The sequence below is a fragment of the Streptococcus sp. 3874 genome (assembly GCF_013276425.1).
Classification (GTDB): domain Bacteria; phylum Bacillota; class Bacilli; order Lactobacillales; family Streptococcaceae; genus Streptococcus; species Streptococcus pseudopneumoniae.
The window spans coordinates 33,311-51,601 of sequence record NZ_VMLA01000054.1 but is presented as its reverse complement, the minus strand read 5'-3'; the positions used below and the strand labels follow the sequence as shown (position 1 = coordinate 51,601).

General features: G+C 38.6%; 18 protein-coding genes and 2 pseudogenes. 19 read left to right on the top strand and 1 reads right to left on the bottom strand.

The window, feature by feature from the left end; translation table 11 throughout:
• Positions 1 to 14 precede the first annotated feature (14 nt).
• Positions 15 to 197 (bottom strand): 4-oxalocrotonate tautomerase, encoded by a 183-nt coding sequence (locus HT703_RS06085; RefSeq protein ID WP_001117401.1) that lies wholly within the window; start codon positions 195 to 197, stop codon positions 15 to 17.
• 122 nt (positions 198 to 319) lie between these two features.
• Between HT703_RS06085 and HT703_RS06080 the strand changes: the two genes are divergently transcribed.
• The 19 genes and pseudogenes from HT703_RS06080 to HT703_RS05990 all read left to right on the top strand — a co-directional run bounded on the left by HT703_RS06080 (position 320) and on the right by HT703_RS05990 (position 18,265).
• A complete protein-coding gene (locus tag HT703_RS06080; RefSeq protein WP_054392867.1) occupies positions 320 to 910 on the top strand; it encodes a thymidine kinase in 591 nt (196 codons plus the stop codon).
• Positions 907 to 1,986, top strand: coding sequence for a peptide chain release factor 1 (gene prfA / locus HT703_RS06075; RefSeq protein WP_001028815.1), 1,080 nt, complete (start codon positions 907 to 909; stop codon positions 1,984 to 1,986). Before HT703_RS06080 ends, prfA begins: the two co-directional genes overlap by 4 nt.
• Positions 1,986 to 2,822, top strand: coding sequence for a peptide chain release factor N(5)-glutamine methyltransferase (gene prmC, locus HT703_RS06070; RefSeq protein ID WP_054392868.1), 837 nt, complete (start codon positions 1,986 to 1,988; stop codon positions 2,820 to 2,822). Before prfA ends, prmC begins: the two co-directional genes overlap by 1 nt.
• A complete protein-coding gene (locus tag HT703_RS06065; protein WP_054392869.1) occupies positions 2,806 to 3,408 on the top strand; it encodes an L-threonylcarbamoyladenylate synthase in 603 nt (200 codons plus the stop codon). The genes prmC and HT703_RS06065 overlap by 17 nt, the downstream gene beginning before the upstream one ends.
• 1 nt (position 3,409) lies before the next feature.
• Positions 3,410 to 3,841: a GNAT family N-acetyltransferase gene (locus HT703_RS06060; RefSeq protein ID WP_172929978.1), complete on the top strand. Its 432-nt coding sequence runs from the start codon at positions 3,410 to 3,412 to the stop codon at positions 3,839 to 3,841.
• A gap of 62 nt (positions 3,842 to 3,903) precedes the next feature.
• A complete protein-coding gene (gene glyA, locus HT703_RS06055) occupies positions 3,904 to 5,160 on the top strand; it encodes a serine hydroxymethyltransferase (RefSeq protein ID WP_023932689.1) in 1,257 nt (418 codons plus the stop codon).
• A 7-nt stretch (positions 5,161 to 5,167) separates the two neighbouring features.
• Entirely contained in the window at positions 5,168 to 6,142 is a 975-nt protein-coding gene (locus tag HT703_RS06050; protein WP_000356087.1) for a nucleoid-associated protein, read from the top strand.
• Positions 6,142 to 6,756, top strand: coding sequence for a cell wall hydrolase Pmp23 (gene pmp23, locus HT703_RS06045; protein WP_000476369.1), 615 nt, complete (start codon positions 6,142 to 6,144; stop codon positions 6,754 to 6,756). The genes HT703_RS06050 and pmp23 overlap by 1 nt, the downstream gene beginning before the upstream one ends.
• Positions 6,757 to 6,829: 73 nt before the next feature.
• Positions 6,830 to 7,804 (top strand): DUF1002 domain-containing protein, encoded by a 975-nt coding sequence (locus tag HT703_RS06040; RefSeq protein ID WP_001227752.1) that lies wholly within the window; start codon positions 6,830 to 6,832, stop codon positions 7,802 to 7,804.
• A gap of 73 nt (positions 7,805 to 7,877) precedes the next feature.
• Positions 7,878 to 9,233: a 23S rRNA (uracil(1939)-C(5))-methyltransferase RlmD gene (gene rlmD / locus HT703_RS06035; protein WP_000914557.1), complete on the top strand. Its 1,356-nt coding sequence runs from the start codon at positions 7,878 to 7,880 to the stop codon at positions 9,231 to 9,233.
• Positions 9,234 to 9,762: 529 nt separating this feature from the next.
• Entirely contained in the window at positions 9,763 to 10,485 is a 723-nt protein-coding gene (locus HT703_RS06030) for a MurR/RpiR family transcriptional regulator (protein ID WP_000493321.1), read from the top strand.
• An 8-nt stretch (positions 10,486 to 10,493) separates the two neighbouring features.
• A complete protein-coding gene (locus HT703_RS06025) occupies positions 10,494 to 11,246 on the top strand; it encodes a MurR/RpiR family transcriptional regulator (RefSeq protein ID WP_023932686.1) in 753 nt (250 codons plus the stop codon).
• A 148-nt stretch (positions 11,247 to 11,394) separates the two neighbouring features.
• On the top strand, positions 11,395 to 12,825 hold the full coding sequence (locus HT703_RS06020; RefSeq protein WP_001062961.1) for a 6-phospho-beta-glucosidase: 1,431 nt from the start codon (positions 11,395 to 11,397) through the stop codon (positions 12,823 to 12,825).
• Between the two features lie 12 nt (positions 12,826 to 12,837).
• Complete coding sequence (locus HT703_RS06015) at positions 12,838 to 13,140, top strand: PTS sugar transporter subunit IIB (RefSeq protein ID WP_001020606.1); 303 nt, start codon at positions 12,838 to 12,840, stop codon at positions 13,138 to 13,140.
• A gap of 10 nt (positions 13,141 to 13,150) precedes the next feature.
• The gene (locus HT703_RS06010; RefSeq protein ID WP_031222412.1) at positions 13,151 to 14,464 is read left to right on the top strand and encodes a PTS sugar transporter subunit IIC; all 1,314 of its coding nucleotides are present in this window, start codon (positions 13,151 to 13,153) and stop codon (positions 14,462 to 14,464) included.
• Positions 14,465 to 14,477: 13 nt separating this feature from the next.
• The gene (locus tag HT703_RS06005; RefSeq protein WP_000343789.1) at positions 14,478 to 14,798 is read left to right on the top strand and encodes a PTS lactose/cellobiose transporter subunit IIA; all 321 of its coding nucleotides are present in this window, start codon (positions 14,478 to 14,480) and stop codon (positions 14,796 to 14,798) included.
• 8 nt (positions 14,799 to 14,806) lie between these two features.
• A pseudogene (gene gtfA, locus HT703_RS06000) lies at positions 14,807 to 16,224 on the top strand (sucrose phosphorylase).
• A gap of 261 nt (positions 16,225 to 16,485) precedes the next feature.
• A pseudogene (locus HT703_RS05995) lies at positions 16,486 to 17,230 on the top strand (CPBP family intramembrane glutamic endopeptidase).
• A gap of 468 nt (positions 17,231 to 17,698) precedes the next feature.
• Entirely contained in the window at positions 17,699 to 18,265 is a 567-nt protein-coding gene (locus tag HT703_RS05990; protein ID WP_000234981.1) for a hypothetical protein, read from the top strand.
• The last annotated feature ends 26 nt before the right edge of the window (positions 18,266 to 18,291 follow it).

The following is an 18,291-nucleotide window of genomic DNA, read 5'->3' as shown; positions in this document are numbered from 1 at the left end:
CTGCTTAAGCTAGCTTATTTGGTGCGCATTTCTCCTTGTGGGAAGTAAGTTCCTTCTGGCATGTCGTTGATGATGACATGGACAGCAGATTGAGGGGCTCCAGTGTTGCGAACAACAGCTTCTGTTACTTCCTTAGCAAGAGCCTTCTTTTGCTCGAGCGTGCGTCCTTCAAATAAATCGATGCGTACAAATGGCATAATGGCTTCCTCCACTAGTTTTGATTTCTTCTATTTTACCACATTTTGCCGTTTAAAGCTTCAGAAAATTATGATATACTAGAATGTAGCAAAAATTTAGAAATGGACGTGAAGCAAGAAACATGGCACAGTTGTATTATCGTTATGGGACCATGAACTCTGGTAAGACGATTGAGATTCTCAAGGTGGCCTATAACTATGAGGAGCAAGGAAAAGGTGTTGTGATTATGACCTCAGCTCTTGATACTCGTGACGGTGTTGGCTATGTGTCGAGTCGTATTGGCATGAAACGCCCTGCCATTGCGATTGAGGAAACAACTGATATCTTCGGCTATATCCGAGACCTATCAGAAAAACCTTACTGTGTGTTGGTTGATGAGGCCCAGTTTCTTAAGTGTCATCATGTTTACGATCTAGCTCGTGTTGTTGATGAGTTAGACATACCTGTCATGGCTTTTGGTTTGAAAAATGACTTTCGCAATGAACTGTTCGAAGGTTCCAAGTATCTCCTGCTCTTAGCAGACAAGATTGACGAAATCAAGACCATCTGTCAGTATTGTAAGAAAAAGGCAACTATGGTTTTGCGTACACAGGATGGACTGCCCGTTTACGATGGAGAACAGATCCAGATTGGTGGTAATGAAACCTATATCTCGGTTTGCCGTAAACATTATTTTGCCCCTGAAATCAATAAGGAGAATGAAGAAAAATGAACATCTATGATCAACTACAAGCTGTAGAAGACCGTTATGAAGAACTAGGAGAGTTGCTCAGTGACCCAGATGTGGTTTCGGACACCAAGCGTTTCATGGAACTTTCGAAAGAAGAAGCTTCCACTCGTGACACCGTAACAGCCTACCGTGAGTACAAACAAGTCCTTCAAAACATCGTTGACGCTGAAGAAATGATTAAGGAATCAGGTGGAGATGCGGACTTGGAAGAAATGGCCAAGCAAGAGCTCAAAGATGCCAAGGCTGAAAAAGAAGAGTACGAAGAGAAATTGAAAATTTTGCTGCTTCCAAAGGATCCAAATGATGACAAGAATATCATCCTTGAAATCCGTGGAGCAGCTGGTGGAGACGAAGCAGCACTTTTCGCTGGAGATCTTTTAACCATGTACCAAAAGTATGCGGAAGCCCAAGGCTGGCGCTTTGAAGTCATGGAAGCTTCTATGAATGGTGTCGGTGGTTTCAAAGAAGTCGTTGCCATGGTTTCAGGTCAATCTGTTTACTCTAAACTCAAGTACGAATCTGGTGCTCACCGTGTGCAACGTGTCCCTGTGACAGAAAGCCAAGGTCGCGTACATACTTCGACAGCGACAGTTCTTGTCATGCCTGAAGTGGAAGAAGTTGAATACGATATTGATCCAAAAGACCTTCGTGTCGACATCTATCATGCATCAGGTGCTGGTGGACAGAACGTCAACAAGGTTGCGACTGCCGTTCGTATCGTTCACTTGCCAACCAATATCAAGGTTGAGATGCAGGAAGAACGTACCCAGCAGAAAAACCGTGAAAAAGCCATGAAAATCATCCGTGCACGTGTGGCTGACCACTTTGCTCAGATTGCTCAGGATGAACAAGACGCTGAGCGTAAGTCAACAATTGGTACTGGTGATCGTTCAGAGCGTATCCGTACTTATAACTTCCCACAAAACCGTGTCACAGACCACCGTATTGGATTGACCCTCCAAAAACTAGATACTATTTTATCTGGTAAATTGGACGAAGTTGTGGATGCCTTGGTGCTCTATGACCAAACACAAAAATTAGAAGAATTAAACAAATAATGAAATTAGCTCAATTATTTTCAGATTTTGAAGAAGAGTTGATAAGAAAAGGAGAGGAAGCAGAAAGCCTCTCTTTTGTCTATCGTAGTCTGAAAGACCTCACGTTTACAGACTTTGTTTTTGCCCTCCAGCAGGAAGTGACGGAAGAGGAAGAAGTATTTGTAAAAGGAATTTTTCAACAGTTAGCAGCTCATAAACCGGCACAGTATATCATTGGACAGGCAGATTTTTATGGAATGCAGCTAAAAGTGGATGAACGAGTATTGATCCCTCGTCCAGAGACAGAGGAATTGGTTGAGCTTATCCTAGCTGAAAATCCTGAGACGAATTTTTCAGTTCTGGATATTGGAACAGGTAGTGGAGCTATTGCTCTCGCCTTAGCAAAAAACAGACCAGATTGGTCAGTGACAGCAGCAGATATTTCCCAAGATGCTTTAGATGTATCCAGCGAAAATGCTAAAAATCAAAATCTTCAAATATTTTTAAAAAAATCTGACTGTTTTACAGAAATTTCTGAAAAATATGATATAATTGTTTCCAATCCACCCTATATCTCTCGTGAAGATGAGTCAGAGGTCGGCTTGAATGTTTTGCATTCGGAGCCTCATCTAGCTCTATTTGCAGATGAGGATGGCCTAGCTATTTACCGTAGAATTGCGGAAGATGCAAAAGACTATCTCAAAGATGGTGGTAAGATTTACCTTGAAATTGGATACAAGCAAGGTCAAAGTGTTCCTGAACTTTTTAGGAAACATCTTCCTGAAAAGCGAGTACGAACACTCAAGGACCAATTTGGTCAAGATAGGATGGTCGTGGTTGATGATGGACAGGATTAGACAAGAGTTGGAAAAGGGCGGAGCAGTCGTTCTGCCTACAGAGACGGTTTATGGTCTTTTTGCCAAGGCGCTAGACGAAAAAGCAGTTGACCATGTTTACCAGCTCAAACGTCGTCCTAGAGACAAGGCACTCAATCTCAATATTGCCTCTTTAGAGGATATCTTGCACTTTTCAAAGAATCAGCCAACTTATCTTCAAAAACTTGTAGAGACCTTTTTACCAGGTCCCTTGACCATTATTCTCGAAGCTAATGACCGAGTTCCTTATTGGGTCAATTCGGGTCTCGCAACGGTGGGATTTCGGATGCCTAGTCATCCCATCACGCTTGATTTGATTAGAGAGACGGGACCCTTGATTGGGCCGTCTGCCAATATTTCAGGTCAGTCAAGTGGTGTAACCTTTGAACAAATTCTGAAGGATTTTGACCAAGAGGTTTTGGGTCTAGAAGACGATGCTTTTCTAACTGGACAGGATTCGACTATTTTGGACTTGTCTGGAGACAAGGTGAAAATCTTACGCCAAGGGGCCATTAAGCGAGAAGATATTCTTGCTCAGTTGCCAGAGATTTCTTTTGAGGAGGAATGAGATGCTAAGAGATTTAAGAGAAACTGATGTGAACGCTATATGTGAGATCAACCAAGAGGCTTTGGGTTATTCTTTTAGTCCAGAGGACATGGCTAGTCAATTTGCTAGACTATCTCAGGATTCCCATCATTTCCTACTTGGCTATGAGAATGAAGCTAGTCATGCCTTGCTTGGATATGTCCACGCTGAGGTCTATGAATCACTTTATTCTAAAGCAGGATTTAATATTTTAGCTTTAGCAGTTTCACCTCAAGCGCAAGGTCAAGGTATTGGTAAAAGCTTATTACAAGGGTTGGAAGAAGAAGCAAAAAGACGTGGTTATGGGTTTATCCGCTTAAACTCTGCCGATCATCGTCTGGGTGCTCATGCATTTTATGAAAAAGTTGGTTATACTTGTGATAAAATGCAGAAACGGTTTATTTGCATCTTTTAGTTTGATTTTCTAATAAGAAAATTAAACTAATGGACTAGTCACACAATAAAAGGAGAAGACCTATGATTTTTGACAAAGATGATTTTAAAGCATACGATGCTGATCTCTGGAATGCTATTGCCAAAGAAGAAGAACGCCAACAGAATAATATCGAGTTGATTGCTTCGGAAAACGTAGTTTCCAAGGCTGTTATGGCAGCTCAAGGGTCTATCTTGACAAACAAATATGCCGAGGGTTACCCAGGCCGCCGTTATTATGGTGGAACGGATGTGGTAGACGTGGTAGAGACTCTTGCTATTGAACGCGCAAAAGAAATTTTCGGTGCAAAATTTGCTAATGTCCAACCTCACTCAGGAAGCCAAGCCAACTGTGCGGCTTACATGGCCTTGATTGGGCCAGGTGATACCGTTATGGGGATGGATTTAGCAGCAGGTGGACACTTGACCCACGGAGCTCCAGTTAGCTTCTCAGGTCAAACCTACAACTTTGTTTCTTATAGTGTAGATCCTGAAACGGAATTATTGGACTTTGATGCTATATTGAAGCAAGCCCAAGAAGTAAAACCAAAATTGATCGTAGCAGGTGCTTCAGCCTATTCTCAAATTATCGACTTTTCAAAATTCCGTGAAATTGCAGATGCCGTTGGTGCTAAGCTCATGGTAGATATGGCTCATATCGCTGGTTTGGTTGCGGCTGGCCTTCATCCAAGCCCAGTACCATACGCTCATATCACTACAACAACGACCCACAAAACCCTTCGTGGACCACGTGGTGGTTTGATTTTGACTAATGACGAAGAACTTGCTAAGAAAATCAATTCAGCTATTTTCCCTGGTATTCAGGGCGGCCCTTTGGAGCATGTTGTAGCAGCTAAAGCTGTTTCTTTCAAAGAAGTATTAGATCCAGCCTTCAAGGAATATGCTGCTAATGTTATCAAGAACAGCAAGGCTATGGCAGATGTTTTCTTGCAAGACACTGATTTCCGTATCATTTCTGGTGGGACTGAAAATCACCTCTTCCTAGTGGATGTGACTAAAGTTGTAGAAAACGGAAAAGTTGCCCAAAACTTGCTGGATGAAGTCAATATTACCCTAAATAAAAACTCAATCCCTTACGAAACCTTGTCACCATTCAAGACAAGTGGGATTCGTATCGGATCTGCAGCCATTACTGCGCGTGGATTTGGTGAAGAAGAGAGTCGCAAAGTGGCTGAACTCATCATTAAAACCCTTAAGAATGCAGAAAATGAAGCTGTCTTAGAAGAAGTGAGAAGTGAAGTCAAAGTGTTGACAGACGCCTTCCCATTATACGAGGACTAAAACTTTTATGGACATTTATATTAAGAAAGCCATTATTCACCAGTTCAGTCCGGCTGATACCGAGCTGTTCCTAGCGGATAAGCTTCTCAATATTACTCCAAAAATCGAAGAATACCTGCGTAAAAAAATTGAACGTGTGTATTCAGATGAAGCCAAGACTGGGATTTTCGAGGAAGAAAATCCCTTCTTCAATCACATCACAGACGATTTATTGGAGACATCAGTAACACTGGCTAATCTCTGGAAAGAGGAGTTTAGCATTTCTGAAAATCTCAAGACCAATGACTTGATTTTTGTGCAATTGTCTAAAGAAGGTGTGGAACATTTCGCTTTCTTGAGAATTGCCCTGCGTGAGACCTTGACTCACCTCGGAGGAGAAGTTGATAATCCAATCAAGCTGACTCAGAATAACCTGCCTGGATTTGGAACAGGGGCTGATGAGGCCTTGGTGGTTAATCTTCAGAGTCGCAAGTACCATCTGATTGAAAAACGAATCAAGTATAACGGGGCTTTCTTGAACTATTTTTCAGATAATCTTCTTGCTGTCGCTCCTAAGATTTCTCCTAAGAAATCTATCAAGGAATTGGAAAAAACAGCACAGCGCATTGCTGAGACTTTTAACACAGATGATTTTCAATTTCAATCCAAGGTCAAATCAGCGATTTTCAACAACCTAGAAGAAAGCAATGAATTGTCACCAGAGAAACTGGCCAATGACCTTTTTGACAACAATCTGACGGCTCGTTTGAGCTTTATTGACCAAGTCAAAGAAGCCGTACCAGAACCTGTTCAATTTGATGAAATTGATGCCAGTCGCCAATTAAAGAAATTTGAAAATCAAAAACTTTCCTTGTCAAATGGAATTGAGCTCATCGTTCCCAATAACGTCTATCAAGACGCCGAGTCTGTTGAGTTTATCCAAAACGACAATGGAACCTACTCTATCTTAATCAAAAATATCGAGGATATCCAAAGTAAATAATGTTTAAACGAATTCGAAGAGTGCTTGTACTAGCAGTCTTCCTTTTTGCTGGATATAAAGCTTACCGCATTCACCAAGATGTTAAGCAAGTTATGACCTATCAACCCATGGTGCGAGAAATCTTGAGTGAAAAAGACACCCCAGCAAACGAAGAGCTTGTGCTCGCTATGATTTATACCGAAACAAAAGGAAAAGAAGGCGACGTCATGCAGTCTAGTGAGTCTGCCAGTGGTTCCACCAACACCATAAATGATAACGCCTCTAGCATTCGGCAAGGCGTTCAAACTCTGACAGACAATCTCTATCTGGCCCAGAAGCAGGGTGTTGATGTCTGGACGGCTGTTCAAGCCTATAATTTTGGACCAGCCTATATCGATTTTATCGCCCAAAATGGCAAGGAAAATACCTTGGCTCTGGCCAAACAGTACTCTCGTGAGACTGTTGCTCCCTTGCTTGGTAATACCACTGGAAAGACTTATAGTTATATTCACCCTATTTCCATTTTTCACGGTGCTGAACTTTATGTAAATGGAGGAAACTATTACTATTCTAGGCAGGTTCATCTTAACCTTTACATCATCAAATGTTTCACTCTCTTTTCAACATCTGGCTAATCCAGGTGTTTTTGTTATAAGTTTTCTTTAAGATAGATATATTACTCTAAAAAGGTAAAGGAGGGAATTCCCTATGAGAAAGAAACTCTTTCTGACCAGTGCTGCGGTCTTGTGGGCAGTAACAGCTATGAATAGCGCCCATGCAGCAACAGATGTTCAAAAAGTTATCGATGAAACCTATGTTCAACCTGAATATGTCCTAGGTTCATCATTGTCTGAAGATCAAAAAAATCAAACCCTTAAAAAACTAGGCTACAATGCCTCAACAGACACCAAAGAACTCAAGACCATGACACCTGATGTCTATTCTAAGATTATGAATGTGGCCAATGACTCTAGCTTACAATTGTATTCATCAGCCAAGATTCAAAAACTAGGTGACAAGTCGCCACTTGAGGTCAAGATTGAAACACCAGAGAACATCACTAAGGTGACTCAGGATATGTACCGAAATGCAGCAGTAACCTTGGGTGTGGAACATGCTAAAATCACTGTAGCAGCCCCTATTCCAGTTACAGGTGAGAGTGCTTTAGCAGGGATTTATTATTCTCTAGAAGCTAATGGAGCCAAGGTGCCACAAGCCAACAAAGATTTGGCTCAAGAAGAGCTAAAGGCTTTGTCCGATATCAATGCTGAAAACAAGGACAAAACAGGCTATGATGCTAATAAATTAAACGTTGCCTTAGCAGATATTAAGTCAGGACTCGCCAAAGCTAAAGAAAGTAAGGGAAATCTGACAGAGGAAGATGTCCGTAAAATTGTTGAAGATACCTTGAAAAATTACAAACTTGATCAGGTTATAACAGGAAACCAAATCAATATCATCATCAATTTTGCTTTGAATCTCTCAAAAAGTGATATTCTTAGCAATACAGACTTCACTAAAACTCTAAATGACCTTAAACAAAGTATTGTTTCACAAGCTGGCGACAGTTTTAAAAATATCAACCTTAACTTTGATGCTGATAAGGCGCTAGAGGACGGTGGGAACTTCTTAAGTTCCCTCTGGCAAGCCATTGTCAACTTCTTCAAGAGTTTTGGTTCTTAAGAAATTTCATGGTATAATAGATGGTAACCCTAACGTTGCCGTCTTTTTTGTCGGCCAATAGAAAGAGAAAATAATGTTAAAGAAAAATGATATTGTAGAAGTTGAGATTGTTGACTTGACCCATGAAGGGGCAGGAGTTGCCAAGGTGGATGGTTTGGTATTTTTTGTTGAGAATGCTTTACCGAGTGAAAAAATCCTTATGCGTGTCCTCAAGGTTAATAAAAAGATTGGTTTTGGGAAAGTTGAAGAATACCTTGTCCAATCACCACACCGTAATCAAGATTTAGATTTGGCTTACCTGCGTTCAGGAATCGCGGATTTAGGTCATCTTGCCTATCCAGAACAGCTCAAGTTTAAAACCAAGCAAGTCAAAGACAGTCTATATAAGATTGCTGGAATTGATGATATAGAGGTTGCTGAAACTTTAGGTATGGAAAATCCAGTCAAGTACCGTAACAAAGCACAGGTCCCTGTTCGTCGAGTGAATGGTGTTTTGGAAACAGGATTTTTCCGTAAGAATTCCCACGACCTCATGCCTTTGGAAGATTTCTTTATACAAGATTCTGTGATTGATGAGGTAGTAGTAGGTCTACGTGACTTGCTACGTCGTTATGATTTGAAACCTTATGATGAAAAGGAACAATCTGGCTTGATTCGAAATCTTGTGGTGCGTCGTGGGCACTATTCAGGGCAAATCATGGTCATTTTGGTGACAACTCGTCCCAAAGTTTTTCGTGTTGACCAATTGATTGAACAAGTCATCAAGCAGTTTCCAGAGATTGTGTCTGTTATGCAAAATATCAATGACCAGAACACTAATGCTATTTTTGGTAAGGAATGGCGTACGCTTTATGGACAAGATTTTATCACTGACCAGATGTTGGGAAATGACTACCAAATCGCTGGCCCTGCCTTTTATCAAGTCAATACTGAAATGGCTGAAAAACTTTATCAAACAGCTATTGACTTTGCTGAATTAAAAGAAGATGATGTGGTCATTGATGCCTATTCTGGTATCGGGACGATTGGTATTTCTGTTGCGAAACACGTCAAGGAAGTCTATGGTGTTGAAGTAATTCCAGAAGCGGTTGAGAATAGTAAGAAGAATGCTCAACTGAACAATATTTCAAATGCTAACTATGTCTGTGACACAGCTGAAAACGCCATGAAGAATTGGCTTAAAGATGGAATTCAACCAAGCCTTATCCTAGTTGATCCACCAAGAAAAGGACTCACCGAGAGTTTTATCAAAGCTAGTACCCAAACAGGAGCTAACCGCATCGCCTATATCTCATGTAATGTCGCAACCATGGCGCGTGATATCAAACTCTACCAAGAATTGGGATATGAATTGAAGAAAGTCCAGCCGGTTGATCTTTTTCCGCAGACGCACCACGTGGAGTGTGTTGCTCTGCTCGTAAAAACCTAGAAACCTTTGAATGAAAGGGATAACGAAAAGCCTTGATTGCAAGGCTTTTTGTATTGGCGTGGGGAAGTATCAGAGTGAGAAAATTTTTGGAATGAATAGAAGTGATAGCTAGAAATTATCAGTTTCTATTTCCATTTACCCTGTGGGTACGTGTTTGTTTCCATTGACAAGGAGATTGTGGGAATAGAAACGTCCACACCTTACATATCTCCAGAATGGGCGATTGAAATTGATACAATTTAATAGAGATAAGCTCTTGTTATGTTTCTTTTAAGTCAATTAACTAACAATACTCAAAGTATGCTCAAAAATATGATATAATCTAGGACATAAGGCAATACTGTTTTAAAGTATTTTCTCTTAACCATGTCTCGTTAGACAAATCTGATTCGTCTGGTTTTCTAATAGATTTTAATGCTGACTTGGTTTTATAGCCATTATGCTCTCCATTATTTTAGTGTGGAACACTTTGGTTATTAGTTTTTTGTTACATTGTAAGCAAATCAATAGAGATAGAAAAAGGAATTATATGTTTAGTTATGAGGTTGTAGCAAGTTTTAACGACTTAGAAAATGCTATTTATACAACTATTTTAGAAAATGAAAATATATCCTCTATGACAATCAAGGAATTGGCCCAACTTGCACATGTATCAGTTGGAACCGTACAACGATTTTGCAAGCATCTAGGATTTGATGGATATAGCCATTTTAAGATTGCTTATAAAGAATATTTAAAAAATGAGCAAATTATTTTAAACAATCAAAACAATCATTCTTTGAAGCTATTCATTGATTATACTGAGCAAGATACTTTTTTGCAGCTGATTATGGAGGCTGTGGCAATCTTAAAGAAAGTTGAACAGATTGTTTTTGTCGGAATTGGTTCCTCTGGAACTTTAGGTCGATATGGAGCGCGCTATTTTTCAAATATTGGCAAATTTAGTATGTGTATTGAAGATCCTTGGCAACCAGTGCTACAAAACAGTATGGAAAAAACTTGTGTCATTGCCTTATCCGAATCTGGTGAGACTTCTCAAACATTGAAAATTGTACAAAAATTAAAGGAAAAAGGTTGTCCAGTTATTGCCATCACAAATACATTGGAATCAACATTGTCAAGGCTATCTGATTGCTCCATAACCTATCATGTTCCTCAATTATTTTTAAATGGGTTTAATATTACGACGCAGGTACCTGTTATTCTTATTATTGAAATGTTAATGAAACAACTATATACTACAAAAGCATAAGGGTGTCTATGAATTTATTTGATTATCATAAAGTAAAAGGGCTAAATAATAGTGAATTAAGCGTGTATAATTTTATATTGCAACATAGAGATAAAGTTGCTACGATGACTATCAGAGAGCTATCGACATCTATAAATCTATCGACAACAACCATCATTCGTTTTGCGAAAAAGATGGGATTTGATAGCTACAATGATTTAAAATATGCTTTGTCAAGGTCGGAAGATAAGGAAAATAAACATCGTCACTACTTTCCTATTGATATTCCAGCAATACAATTTTTACAGACTAGTGTCCAAGATGAAGCTTTAAAAAAACAACTATCAGAGATAGCAGACTTGATCGTTCAAGCCAAACAAGTTATCTTTTTAGGGGTGGGTACTAGTCTAAGTTTGGCAGAATATGGCTCATATCTTTTTTCTGGAATCGGTATTCTTAGCTTTGCTATTACTAACCCATTTTATTCTCTGAAATTGCATCATTCTAATTTGGAGGATGTTTTGGTTATTGCTCTAAGTGTCAGCGGTGAGACAGAAGAAGTTCTAACTCTGGTACAGGGATTCAAAGAAAGAAATGCTAAGATTGTTAGTCTGACAAATACAGATATTTCCACTTTATCACAGCTATCGGATATAAATTTATCCTACTTTATGCCAGTTGCCTACGCAGATTCCTCGCTACGTTCCACTAATTTGACCACTCAGATTCCAGTTGTCTATTTTTTAGAATCCTTACGTTACCAAGTTTATTTAAAAAAATAGGAGTGAAAACTCTTGTTTTTTTTATGTAACAAATATTGTTCGACTGTACATTTATTTTCTATCTCAATATCTATTGTCAGCAGATACAGTATGTTATAAAATAGACTTGTTCATAGCGCTAGTACAAAATACAGAAAGGATTGGTAAAATGGCAAAAATACCAGAAGGCTTTTTATGGGGTGGGGCAGTTGCTGCTCACCAAATTGAAGGAGGATATGATAAAGGTGGAAAAGGCATTTCGATAGCCGATGTGATGACGGTTGGAAGTGCTACCCACTCTCGACAGATTACTGATGGCGTCTTACCTGACGAATATTATCCGAATCATGATGCAATAGATTTTTACAGAACCTATAAGGACGATATACAATTATTCGCTGAGATGGGATTTAAGTGTTTTCGAACTTCGATTGCCTGGACTCGTATCTTCCCAAATGGAGATGAAGAAGAACCTAACGAAGAAGGGTTGAAATTTTATGATGATTTATTTGATCAGCTGCTAGCTCGTCAAATTGAACCGGTCATCACACTCAGTCACTTTGAAATGCCCTATCATCTAGTTACTAAGTATGGTGCTTGGCGTAATCGCAAGTTGATTGATTTCTTTGTTCGTTTTGCGGAAGTCGTCATGGAACGATATAAGGACAAAGTTAAGTATTGGATGACCTTTAACGAGATCAATAATCAAGGTGCAATTAATGTTCCTTGGTGCTCATGGACTAATTCTGGTGTCATTTATCAAGAAGATGAAAATCCAGTTGAGGTACTACAGCAGGTTATCCATTATCAGTCAGTGGCTTCTGCAAAAGTTGTACAATTGGGTCGGAAAATCAATAAAAATTTCAAAATTGGTTGTATGCTGGCAATGGTACCATTTTATCCGAATACATGTGATACAAAAGATATACTTGCTAGCCAGAAGGCAATGGAGCATCGTTTATTTCACTATGGAGATCTTCATGTTTTTGGAGAGCGTCCTTACTATATCGAGGCCTTTTGTCGAAAAAATAATATCAAACTGGATATTTTACCAGAAGATCTAGAAACTCTAAAAGAAGGTTGTGTAGATTATATTGGCTTGAGTTACTATATGAGTGATACAGTGACTGCTACAGCATCTGAGGAAACAGAAGAACTTTTCAAAGATGTTTATACTAAGAAAAATCCCTATATTGAATCAAGCGATTGGGGTTGGCAGATTGATCCTGAGGGATTACGCTATAGCTTAAATCTTTTATACGATCGCTATCATTGTCCGCTTTTTATAGTTGAAAATGGATTCGGTGCTTATGATAAGGTAGAGCCTGATGGAATCCATGATTCTTACCGCATTGATTACCTCAAACAACACATTGAACAAATGATGTTAGCGATTGAAGAAGATGGCGTAAATGTCATTGGTTATACCCCTTGGGGCTGTATCGATATTGTTAGTGCTGGTACAGGTGAAATGGAGAAGCGTTATGGCTTTATCTATGTCGATAAGAATAATAATGGCGAAGGAACTTTGCAACGAATGAAGAAAGATTCCTTTACATGGTATCAAAAAGTGATTACATCAAATGGAAACGAATTATAAGGAGTAATTAAAATGAATATTGGATTGTTTTGTGCAGCAGGTATGTCAACAAGTATTTTGGTTGAGCGAATGAAAGAAGCGGCTCAGAAAAAAGGGAAAGATGCAACAATTGCAGCTTATTCCATCAGTGAATTGGAACAAAGAGTTGGAGATATTGATGTGGCTCTATTAGGCCCACAGGTTGGTTTCCAACTTGAAAAAGCAAAAGAAATTTGTGCTTCTCACAATGTTCCTGTAGAAGTGATTGCAATGGCTGATTATGGCACTGCAAACGGTATGGCAGTTCTTAAACAAGCTTACATGATGAAAAAATAAGGAGAAGATGATGAAGGATAAACTGATTAAAAAGTTTGTTGATGGGATGATGGCCTTTGTCAATACCAAAGGTGTAACAGCGATAAAAGATGGTATTGTTTTCTCTATGCCATTGTTGATTGTTGGCTCCATCTTTCTTATCTTGGCCAATCTTCCAGTTCCAGCTCTAGCAACGATGTTAGAAACTAGTGGTATTACCCCTGTTCTCAATCAAGCAATTGGTGCAACCTTTAATATCAGTGCGATTGTAACAGTCATTGGGATTGCGTATACCTATGCTAAGCTAGAAAAACAGGAGCCGCTTGGGGCAGGTGTCATTGCCCTAGCAGTTTTCTTGCTAATCCAGCCCTCCAGTTTGATTTCTAAAAATGGGGATGTAGTTGGTAACATTATTCTGAAGGATTGGACTTCCGGGAAAGGGATGATTGGTGCCATTATCGTTGGTTTGATTGTAGGAGCAAGCTATTCTTGGTTTTTGAAGAAAAATATCAAAATCAAAATGCCAGATGGCGTACCAACTGGTGTAGCCAACGCATTTTCAGCCTTGATTCCTGCTACTGTTATCATCACAGCGGCAACGATCTTTGTCGGACTTGTTGAACAATTGTTTAAGGTCACAACGATTGAAATGATTTATAATCTTATTCAAACACCAATGCAAGGCTTGACTGACTCATTGTTTGGTGCGGTGCTTATGTGTTTCCTTGTACCATTCTTATGGATGTTTGGGGTGCACGGCTCAACTGTAGTTGGTGGCATCATGAGTGGCTTGCTACAGGCGAATGCTTTGGAAAACCAAGCCATTTTAGATAAGGGCCTTGAATTAAATCTAGCCAATGGTGGTCATATTGTGACGATTCAATTTTTTGATCAATTTATCAATGTTACAGGTGCCGGGATTACGATTGGTTTGGTAGTTTACATGGTTGCATTTGCAAAATCAAAACAACTAAAAATTCTTGGACGTCTTGAAATGGTTCCAGCCATCTTTAATATCAATGAGCCGGTGCTCTTTGGTTTGCCGATTGTAATGAACCCAGTTTTAGCAACTCCCTTTATATTAACGCCTATTTTATCTTGTATCATCCAGTATTCAGCGATTTATTTTGGACTGACACCTATGTATGGTGCCGTTCAAGTTCCGTGGACTTGTCCTCCAATTATTTCAGGATTTATCATCGGTGGTTGGAAAACAGCCTTGTTGCAAACACTTATTTTGGTTATGTCTTTCTTTGTTTATTATCCATTTATTAAACAGATGGATAAACAAGCTTTACAAGCTGTAATGCAAGAAACAAGCGATTTAGAAGACGAAGATTGGTAAGAGAGGTATTAAAATGGACGAAAAAGTACTCGAAGTGTGTTTTCAAATTATCACCTATGTAGGAACAGCAAAATCTATGTACATCGATGCTATTCAATTGGCTAAGCAGGGTGAATTCGAGCAGGCTAAAGATAGAATTAAACAAGGCGAAGAAGCATTTGTACAGGGACACAATGCTCACCACTCACTTTTGACAAAAGAAATGAATGGGGCATTAAGCCAAACAGGTCTACTTCTGATGCACGCTGAGGATCAGTTAATGAGTGCAGAAGGTTTTAGAACGATTGCTGAGGAATTTATAGCAGTCTATAAACGCTTTGAGGAAGGTAAATAGAGCAAGTTATGAAAGTAAAAAATCAAGCAATGTTAATTACCTATTCAGACAGTCTTGGAAAAAATCTGAAAGACTTGAAGTAGGTCTTAGAAGGCCCTTTGAAAGATGTGGTCGGTGGGGTCCATATTCTTCCCTTCTTTCCATCGTCAGGCGACCGCGGGTTTGCACCCATGGACTATACCAAGGTTGATGAGGCTTTTAGAGATTGGAGCGATATTGAGGCACTCAGTCAAGACTACTACCTCATGTTTGATTTCATGATTAACCATATCTCAGCCAAGTCGCCTTTTTCCTTGATTTCCTAGAAAAGAAAGATGAGTCTGCCTATGCGGATTTGTTTATCCGCTACAAAAATTTTTGGCCAAACAGTGGGCCGACTCAGGAAGATGTAGACCTGATTTACAAACGGAAGCCACGTGCTCCCTATCGCATTGCCAAGTTTGCTGATGGTAGTAAGGAAAAAGTTTGGTGTACCTTTGATGAGCAACAGATCGACCTCGATGTGACAACAGAAACAACTCGTCGCTTTATTCAGGAAAATCTGGAACAGCTGGCGGACCACGGAGCTTCCATTATTCGCTTGGACGCCTTTGCCTACGCCAATAAGAAAATCGGCACCAACTGTTTCTTTGTTGAGCCAGATATTTGGGAAATGCTTCATTTTCCGCGTCAGCTATTGGCACCAAAAGGAGTGGAAATTCTTCCAGAAATTCATGAACATTACACCATTCAGCAAAAAATCGCTGAGCAAGACTACTATGTCTATGACTTTGCCCTTCCGATGCTGGTTCTTCATGCTCTTTATTCAGGTAATGTCAACCGTCTTGTTCACTGGATGGAAATCTGCCCTCGCAAGCAATTTACAACCTTGGACACGGAGTGGTCGATGTCAAGGACTTGCTGACAGATGAGGAAACAGAGGTGACAAGAGAAGCCCTCTATGCCCAAGGAGCAAATGTCAAAACAGAGGACTACAACAATTTGGATATTTATAAGATAAATTGTACCTACTATTCAGTTTTAGGAAATGATGGCCAAGCCTATCTCTTGGCACGTGTGCTTCAATGTTTTGCACAAGGTATTCCGCAGATTTACTACGTTGGCTTGTTGGCAGGAGAAAATGATATCGAATTGCTCGAATCAACCAAAGAAGGCCGCAACATCAACCGTCACTATTATGATTTGGAAGAAATTGAGCGAGAAGTTCAACGCCCAGTTGTCCTTGTTCAATCTGCTCAAATTCCGTAATAGCAGCGCAGCATTTGATGGAGAGTTTACTGTTGACATGGAAGACGCTAATACTATCCACATCAGTTGGACCAATACCGATGCCAATACAGTGGCAGAATTAAGAGCTAATCTGAAAGATAAATCATTTGAAATTACAGAGAAAATAGATAGTGAAAGAACATCGATTTATCTATAATAGAATACAAAAGAGTGGTGGAAACGTTTGATTTCCTCACTCTTTTTGTTAGCTAGTTAGTAACAAAATAGTACTTAAACGTAAACTATGAATTATATTCTGTTGTGACGATAATTGTTCGAGAATATTTGTAATAAAAAAACAGGAACAGTCAATTAAACTGCTCCTATTTTTGTGATAGAATATAGGTAGTTATAACCGAGAGCAACTAAGAAGCAGTAAAAATATTATTCATAAAATAATCAAGATTAGGAAGATAAAATGACAGAAATTGATAAAAGGAATTTAAAAAATTATCTTTATTGTACATTTGGAATTACTTATATAGCTTGGGGGATTCTTGCCATCTTTACGCAATCTCATATTTTTGGATTAGAAACTTTTATAGGGAGAACTTTACATATAATAGGTGCACTCGGACCAGCTATTGCAAGTGGGTTTTATTTGAAAAGTAATAATATAAAATTTAAACATTTTTTATTTAATAAGAGAGAAAATAGTAGTATCTATTTCATTATTCATATGTTAGCAATTTTGATACTATTTTCTGTATCTTCCTTAGAATTAAATGGAGTATCAATTTATCTAATGCCATTATTCTTTATACAACTAATTTTTTTTTGGTGGTGGACATGAAGAATTAGGGTGGAGAGGAATATTACAACCGTTACTTGATAAAAAATATACATATTGGCAATCTAATTTGATTGTACGATCAATTTGGGGAATTTGGCATCTGCCTTTATGGTTTATAGTTGGAGAAAGTCATCAAGGATTTCCTTTTATTTTGTTTTTTATATATACATTATTTTTAAGTTTTGTTTTAGGTCTTCTTTACCGTCAAACGAAATCTGTGGGATACTGTATATTATTTCATGCGTTCGCAAATTTGTTAAATCTCTATTTTGTGTTAAAAATTAATGTTATTTTTATTGTCATTTTTATTGGTTATTTTATTTATACTATATTGGCGAGTAATAGAATTAGTAAGGAAACAACATTTTAAAATTTAGATCAGTATATCCATTATTGAAGGTAACAATCGGTCTATCTAGATAATCGATGTTAAAGAATTTTCTGTTGTAATTTCAAGTGGAATGATGAATGTCGTTTCTTTTGCAACTGGCGAAAATCTTTCCGTTCCACAGTATCATTTTAAAATGATTTTCATTGCCTTTTGTTTATTAGTATAAAAGAAGAATATTAACACATGTTGAGTGTGTGAGTTTGTTAGTGAAACGCAGTTAATCCTCAAAAGGTTCCCCAAACCTTTTGAGTCCGCCAATGGGATAGCTGTCGTAGAGTAATAAGTTTACGACGAAACGATAGGGTAACAGCGAACCGCTGAGTATGTAGCCTTGAAATGATGTTTTAAGAAGGTGGAAAAAAGAATTTGCTATATCCTAACGGTTACTAACTAATCAGTATTATGTTCTGAAAAATCAATCTACAGACAATTTAGAAGAGGTTATATATGGTTATATTAGAGTTATCTCAAAATAATTATTCTAAAGATTTAGTCGCATTTGATTCCATAGAAGATGGGAAAACTTTTGTAGCACAAATCCCTGGATATACTTTAGAAACAGAAGATGGATTTGAAGTAGAGTTTTTTAATCCTACAAACCTACCAGACTATATGGAAATTATCTATAACGGAAACATTGTACCTTTTTCTAAATTTATGTTTGACTCTAAGGAAAATGTAGACATTATTTGGAAAAAGATCTCGAATCTATCCGAACCAAACGAAAAAGTAATTGAAGGCTATTCCAAAATCGATGCATATGTCGTTAACAACGATGAAGTTAAAACCTATGTGGAAGCAAGAGAAGCAAACTATCGGCAGGCAAAAGACTTTCTAGAAGGCAGTGGATATGAAGTAGATAGAAGCTTTTTCGGAAGTGAAGACGGTGAAGCGATTCTCTACAGAAAAAAAGGTGCAGAAAATTGGCATTTCTTGTGTCACTTAGACCCAATGTTTGTAGAGATTGAAGATGTAGAAGGATATGTTAAAGAAGAAGTGGGAGAGATTCAATAGTCGATCAAAGTTCCTTGTGAGTATGT

Bases quoted from the DNA above. Each gene is read 5' to 3' on its own strand.
- HT703_RS06050 (WP_000356087.1), top strand. From the start codon at position 5,168: ATGGACATTTATATTAAGAAAGCCATTATTCACCAGTTCAGTCCGGCT.
- HT703_RS06065 (WP_054392869.1), top strand. From the start codon at position 2,806: ATGATGGACAGGATTAGACAAGAGTTGGAAAAGGGCGGAGCAGTCGTT.
- HT703_RS06020 (WP_001062961.1), top strand. From the start codon at position 11,395: ATGGCAAAAATACCAGAAGGCTTTTTATGGGGTGGGGCAGTTGCTGCT.
- HT703_RS06060 (WP_172929978.1), top strand. From the start codon at position 3,410: ATGCTAAGAGATTTAAGAGAAACTGATGTGAACGCTATATGTGAGATC.
- pmp23 (WP_000476369.1), top strand. From the start codon at position 6,142: ATGTTTAAACGAATTCGAAGAGTGCTTGTACTAGCAGTCTTCCTTTTT.
- HT703_RS06010 (WP_031222412.1), top strand. From the start codon at position 13,151: ATGAAGGATAAACTGATTAAAAAGTTTGTTGATGGGATGATGGCCTTT.
- prmC (WP_054392868.1), top strand. From the start codon at position 1,986: ATGAAATTAGCTCAATTATTTTCAGATTTTGAAGAAGAGTTGATAAGA.
- HT703_RS06025 (WP_023932686.1), top strand. From the start codon at position 10,494: ATGAATTTATTTGATTATCATAAAGTAAAAGGGCTAAATAATAGTGAA.
- HT703_RS05990 (WP_000234981.1), top strand. From the start codon at position 17,699: ATGGTTATATTAGAGTTATCTCAAAATAATTATTCTAAAGATTTAGTC.
- HT703_RS06080 (WP_054392867.1), top strand. From the start codon at position 320: ATGGCACAGTTGTATTATCGTTATGGGACCATGAACTCTGGTAAGACG.
- HT703_RS06015 (WP_001020606.1), top strand. From the start codon at position 12,838: ATGAATATTGGATTGTTTTGTGCAGCAGGTATGTCAACAAGTATTTTG.
- HT703_RS06030 (WP_000493321.1), top strand. From the start codon at position 9,763: ATGTTTAGTTATGAGGTTGTAGCAAGTTTTAACGACTTAGAAAATGCT.
- HT703_RS06005 (WP_000343789.1), top strand. From the start codon at position 14,478: ATGGACGAAAAAGTACTCGAAGTGTGTTTTCAAATTATCACCTATGTA.
- glyA (WP_023932689.1), top strand. From the start codon at position 3,904: ATGATTTTTGACAAAGATGATTTTAAAGCATACGATGCTGATCTCTGG.
- prfA (WP_001028815.1), top strand. From the start codon at position 907: ATGAACATCTATGATCAACTACAAGCTGTAGAAGACCGTTATGAAGAA.
- rlmD (WP_000914557.1), top strand. From the start codon at position 7,878: ATGTTAAAGAAAAATGATATTGTAGAAGTTGAGATTGTTGACTTGACC.
- HT703_RS06085 (WP_001117401.1), bottom strand. From the start codon at position 197: ATGCCATTTGTACGCATCGATTTATTTGAAGGACGCACGCTCGAGCAA.
- HT703_RS06040 (WP_001227752.1), top strand. From the start codon at position 6,830: ATGAGAAAGAAACTCTTTCTGACCAGTGCTGCGGTCTTGTGGGCAGTA.